Genomic DNA, 4,529 nt, shown 5'->3' with positions numbered 1-4,529 from the left:
CGGTAAACATAGTGGCCGCCCGAGCTATTGTCCTCGATGCTGCCCATCTGACTGCTTATGCTGGCGATTACCTTGCGCCGGCTGCGCGCGACGTTTTCGACCAGCGCTTCGCAAAGCTGCATGGGTGCGATGACATTTACCGCAAACGTCGCCAGCCAGCGGTTTTCGTCGGTCTGGCCAAAATCCGCGTCGCGCGGTCCGTATACGCCGGCGTTATTAACTAGGATGTCGATTGAGACATCGCGCAACGCCTCGACCAGCGATGCGCGATGATCCGCATTGGTCACATCGAGCCGGTGTACGCTTACGGCGCCAGCCGACGCATCCGCCAGTTCGGCGAGCCCGGTGGCTTTCGCCGGTTCGCGACAACACGCATATACGCGCGCGCCCGCCTTCGCATACTGCCTGACAAACTCCAGCCCGATGCCGCGATTGGCGCCGGTAATCAGAATACTTGGTTGCATAAGCTCGCCTTGAGATTGTGAAGATTCAGTTTAATTGAGTGCGACTTCAGTGGCCGCGTCGTGAATTAATCCTGAGCGTGCCCGCCGGTAGATGATCGTGCGCGATCTGCTGAAGGTTATGGACAATCTTCACGCGCGGGTAGCTCCGCCGCCAAACGAGGCCGATTAAGCGGCTAGGCACGGGCTCCGCGAACGGGCGTATCTCGATCATCGCCTTCATCGGCTGGCCGGCGGCGGGCAATGCCGCCAGCGCCGGTAACAATGTACAGCCGGCGCCGGCCGCCACCATCTGGCGCAAGGTTTCCAGGCTCGTCGCCTTGAATTCCTCGCCTGTGTCGCTGCGGTTAGTGCCACAGATATCCAGCGCCTGCTCGCGCAGACAGTGGCCCTCTTCGAGCAGCAATACATCGTGCTGATGCAGCTCATGCAGCGGTATCTGGCGGCGTCGCGCGAGCGCGTGATCGACCGGCATGGCCACGACGAATGGCTCCTCGAATAGTGGCGCGACCTCCAGACCGTCGTGGGTTATCGGCAGCGCCAGCAGCAGCGCATCGAGTTTGCCCGCGCGCAACTGCGCAAGCAGATTGCGCGTGAGATCTTCGCGCAGCAACAGGCGCAGCTCCGGGTAAATGGCGTGAATCGTCGGTAACAGGTGCGGCAACAGATAAGGGCCCAGTGTGGGAATTATCCCTAAACGAAATGGACCCTTCATCGGATCCTGACCGTGATCCGCAAGCTGTCGCAGCTTGCCTGCCTCTTCCAGCACGATGCGCGCCTGCGCGATAATAGCCTCACCCAACGGCGTGGGTATCACATGCCGCTTGCCACGCTCAAACAGGGCAACGCCCAGGAATTCCTCCAGTTTTTTCAACTGTGTGCTTAAAGTCGGCTGACCTACGTGGCAGCGTTCCGCCGCCCGGGCGAAGTGCCCTTCGTCGGCCAACGCGACGAGATAGCGCAACTCCTGTAACGTCATGGATTTCTCCGTTTGTTTGAGTTCTTTGATTAAAGGGAAGCGGATATTCTATTTGATTAATGATCGCGCCAATACGACGTTACGACTTTAACCTGGCAGCAAGACCTGAAAGATACGGCGCTGTCGTCAGCGCATCTTCGGTTAGCGCGATGTGGGTCACCAAGAAAGACATTCAGCCGCAGTAGATCTCGCATTTCCGCAAAGGCCGACCCGGCTTATCGTCGCGCCATCGCCGAAGTGCTGGCCGTGCAGATGGACGTTCGGGACCCCATAGCGCGATCCTAACCCACCCGAGTGGACTAATCGGCGTGATGCTGTGGCGCCACACCGGTTCTTTATGCGTACCGATAGGTCGTGCCATCCACACCGTATCGCGCAAATGAGCCACGGGTATTGCGCGTTTATAGCCTAGCGTTTATGTTGCGTGCAAGGCGAGCCGACCTTGCCCGCGAACCACCGCGATTCGTTCTTGAGTTCCCCATTCGACGGCACAGTCATTTACAAAGTTAGAAAACACGAGGTAAACCCATGAAAAAACCCGCACGCGTCGCTATAACCGGAGCGGCCGGCAACATCGGCTATGCGCTGGCGTTTCGAATCGCCGCCGGCGATATGCTGGGTCCGGACCAGCCGGTAATCCTGCAGCTCGTCGAAATCGAGCCCGCGCTCGCGGCCCTGCAAGGCGTAGAGATGGAGCTGCGCGATTGCGCGTTTCCGCTGCTCAATGATGTCATTACCACGGCGGAAACCGTTGAGGGCTTCGACGGCGTCGACTACGTGATGCTGGTGGGTTCGAAGCCGCGCGGCTCTGGCATGGAGCGCGCCGATCTGCTCAGCGCGAACGGAAAGATCTTCGGACCGCAGGGCAAGGCGATCAATGACCAAGCCTCGCCGGACGTAAAAGTCATCGTGGTCGGCAATCCGGCCAACACTAATGCGCTGATCGCCGCGGCCAACGCGCCGGATCTCGATCCGCGTCAGTTCACCTGCATGATGCGGCTGGATCACAATCGGGCGTTGAGTCAGCTGGCGCAGAAAACCGGCACCCACATCAATCGCATCAAGCACATGATCGTCTGGGGTAATCACTCGGCCAGTCAATACCCGGACATTAGCCACTGCCACGTCAACGGCAAAGCGGCACACGAACTAGTGGCACAGGACTGGTATCGCGACGATTTCATGCCAACCGTACAGCAGCGCGGTGCGGCGATCATCAAGGCGCGCGGCGCGTCGTCCGCGGCCTCCGCGGCCTCCGCGGCGATCGATCACATCAAGGACTGGGTGCACGGCACGCCCGAAGACGACTGGGTCAGCATGGGTATTCCGTCCGACGGCAGCTACGGCATTGAACCCGGCATTCTTTACTCCTACCCCGTTACCTGCGCCAATGGCCACTACGAAATTGTGCAGGGCCTGGAAATCGACGAATTCAGCACCAAGAAAATGCAGGCAAGCGAACGCGAACTGCGCGAGGAGCGCAAGGCTGTCGAGGATCTGCTCTAAGGCTTGTGGCAGAGCGCAACACTAACGGTAAGCAGCGATCAACCCGACCGACTCTCCATAGCGATTGAATTTGACGCTGTGACGAACCCGAACGTTAAAGCGGGCTTGAGCATTCCATCGCCTCTTCCGCGCTGACCTTGTTCATCGAGTCCATCCGACTTCGCGCGTCGTCGATATCCCTGATATCGTCGCGCCGCTCGTTGACCAGTCTGCTCAGGCAACCGCGCCACTGTCGCGCGCCCATCTGCCCGTGGAAGATCCCCATCATGTGGGGCGCGATTTGCGAGAGCGGCGCACCGTGCATTAGCTGCCGTTCGACATAGGCAATGAATTGACTCAGCACCTGCTCCCGCGTGCGTGGCGCGGCGCTGTCGCCGTAGAATCGTCGATCCACCTCCGCCAGACAAAACGGATTCTGATACGCCTCGCGGCCGAGCATCACGCCGTCTACATGCATCAGTTCCCCGTGCGCTTGATCCAGTGAGGTGACGCCGCCATTCAATATGATTTCAAGCTCGGGAAACTCCCGTTTCAGGCTATGCACCACGTCATAGCGCAACGGCGGTAAGTCACGATTCTCCTTCGGACTCAGGCCACGCAGCCAGGCTTTGCGCGCGTGGATGATGAACGTGCCGCAACTGGCCGCGGCCACGGTCGTAATAAAACGTGAAAGGTTCTCATACGAATCCTGCCGGTCGATGCCAGTGCGGGTTTTCACCGTAACCGGCAGCTTCACCGCTGCGCGCATGGCGGCCACGCAGTCCGCCACCAGTTCGGGTTCCGCCATCAGGCAGGCGCCGAAGCGGGCCGCCTGCACACGGTCGCTGGGACAGCCGATGTTGAGATTCACCTCATCGAAGCCGGCCGCTTCGGCAAGCCGCGCGCTACGCGCCAGATCTCCCGGATCGCAGCCGCCGAGCTGCAACGCCAGCGGATGTTCAGCGTCGTCGTGGGCGAGGTAACGGGCCGTGTCCCCGCGCAGCAGCGCTCCGGTTGTAATCATTTCCGTATACAGCAACGCGTGGCGCGTAATGAGCCTCGCCAGATAGCGAAAATGCCGGTCGGTGCGCGCCATCATCGGCGCAATGGAGACGGTACGGTCAAGCTTCATGCGGCGGGAACCGCTGGCAGAGATATTCGAACACGGCGCGCATGCCCATGGCCTCGCCGCCTCTTGGGCGGCCTGGCCTGGCGCGCAGGTTCCACGCCATGACATCGAAATGCAGCCAGTTAATATCTGCCGGCACGAATGCCTGCAAGAACAGTGCTGCGATAATCGCGCCGCCGTAAGGCTCCGGCGAGGCGTTCACCAGATCGGCGATATCGCTTTCCAGCAGCGCGCGATAGGGCGCGTGCAGCGGCAGTCGCCACACCGGATCGTGCGCACGGCTGGCGGCATTCACTATACCCTCGGCTATACTTTCTGACGCCGTGAAAAAGCCAGGCAATTCGGTACCCAGCGCGATACGCGCCGCGCCCGTCAAAGTCGCGAAGTCGATGACCAGGGCCGGCGACTCGGCCGCGGCTTCCGCGAGCGCGTCGCAAAGTACCAGGCGTCCTTCGGCATCGGTGTTATCGACCTC

Annotated in this window: 5 protein-coding genes; 1 reads left to right on the top strand and 4 read right to left on the bottom strand. The window is 60.5% G+C overall.

What is annotated here, in order from left to right; all coding sequences use genetic code 11:
- The coding region (locus H0V34_03035; protein MBA2490710.1) for an SDR family NAD(P)-dependent oxidoreductase at positions 1 to 464 on the bottom strand (464 nt) is incomplete at its 3' end.
- A gap of 46 nt (positions 465 to 510) precedes the next feature.
- Positions 511 to 1,440, bottom strand: coding sequence for a LysR family transcriptional regulator (locus tag H0V34_03030; GenBank protein ID MBA2490709.1), 930 nt, complete (start codon positions 1,438 to 1,440; stop codon positions 511 to 513).
- Positions 1,441 to 1,968: 528 nt separating this feature from the next.
- Here H0V34_03030 and H0V34_03025 point away from each other — a divergent pair.
- Complete coding sequence (locus tag H0V34_03025) at positions 1,969 to 2,946, top strand: malate dehydrogenase (GenBank protein ID MBA2490708.1); 978 nt, start codon at positions 1,969 to 1,971, stop codon at positions 2,944 to 2,946.
- Positions 2,947 to 3,040: 94 nt separating this feature from the next.
- On the opposite strand, the gene dusA is transcribed toward H0V34_03025, so the two are convergent.
- Together dusA and H0V34_03015 are read right to left on the bottom strand one after the other, a co-directional pair.
- Positions 3,041 to 4,057 carry a tRNA dihydrouridine(20/20a) synthase DusA gene (gene dusA / locus H0V34_03020; GenBank protein MBA2490707.1) on the bottom strand — a complete coding sequence of 339 codons (1,017 nt, stop codon included), beginning with the start codon at positions 4,055 to 4,057 and terminating at the stop codon, positions 3,041 to 3,043.
- The coding region (locus H0V34_03015) for a leucyl aminopeptidase family protein (protein ID MBA2490706.1) at positions 4,047 to 4,529 on the bottom strand (483 nt) is incomplete at its 5' end. The genes H0V34_03015 and dusA, both read right to left, overlap by 11 nt.

This window comes from Gammaproteobacteria bacterium, from assembly GCA_013696315.1.
Classification (GTDB): domain Bacteria; phylum Pseudomonadota; class Gammaproteobacteria; order JACCYU01; family JACCYU01; genus JACCYU01.
The sequence above is the reverse complement of the archived record's forward strand: the minus strand, read 5'-3'. Positions and strand labels throughout refer to the sequence as shown.

Bases quoted from the DNA above. Each gene is read 5' to 3' on its own strand.
- H0V34_03030 (MBA2490709.1), bottom strand. From the start codon at position 1,440: ATGACGTTACAGGAGTTGCGCTATCTCGTCGCGTTGGCCGACGAAGGG.
- dusA (MBA2490707.1), bottom strand. From the start codon at position 4,057: ATGAAGCTTGACCGTACCGTCTCCATTGCGCCGATGATGGCGCGCACC.
- H0V34_03025 (MBA2490708.1), top strand. From the start codon at position 1,969: ATGAAAAAACCCGCACGCGTCGCTATAACCGGAGCGGCCGGCAACATC.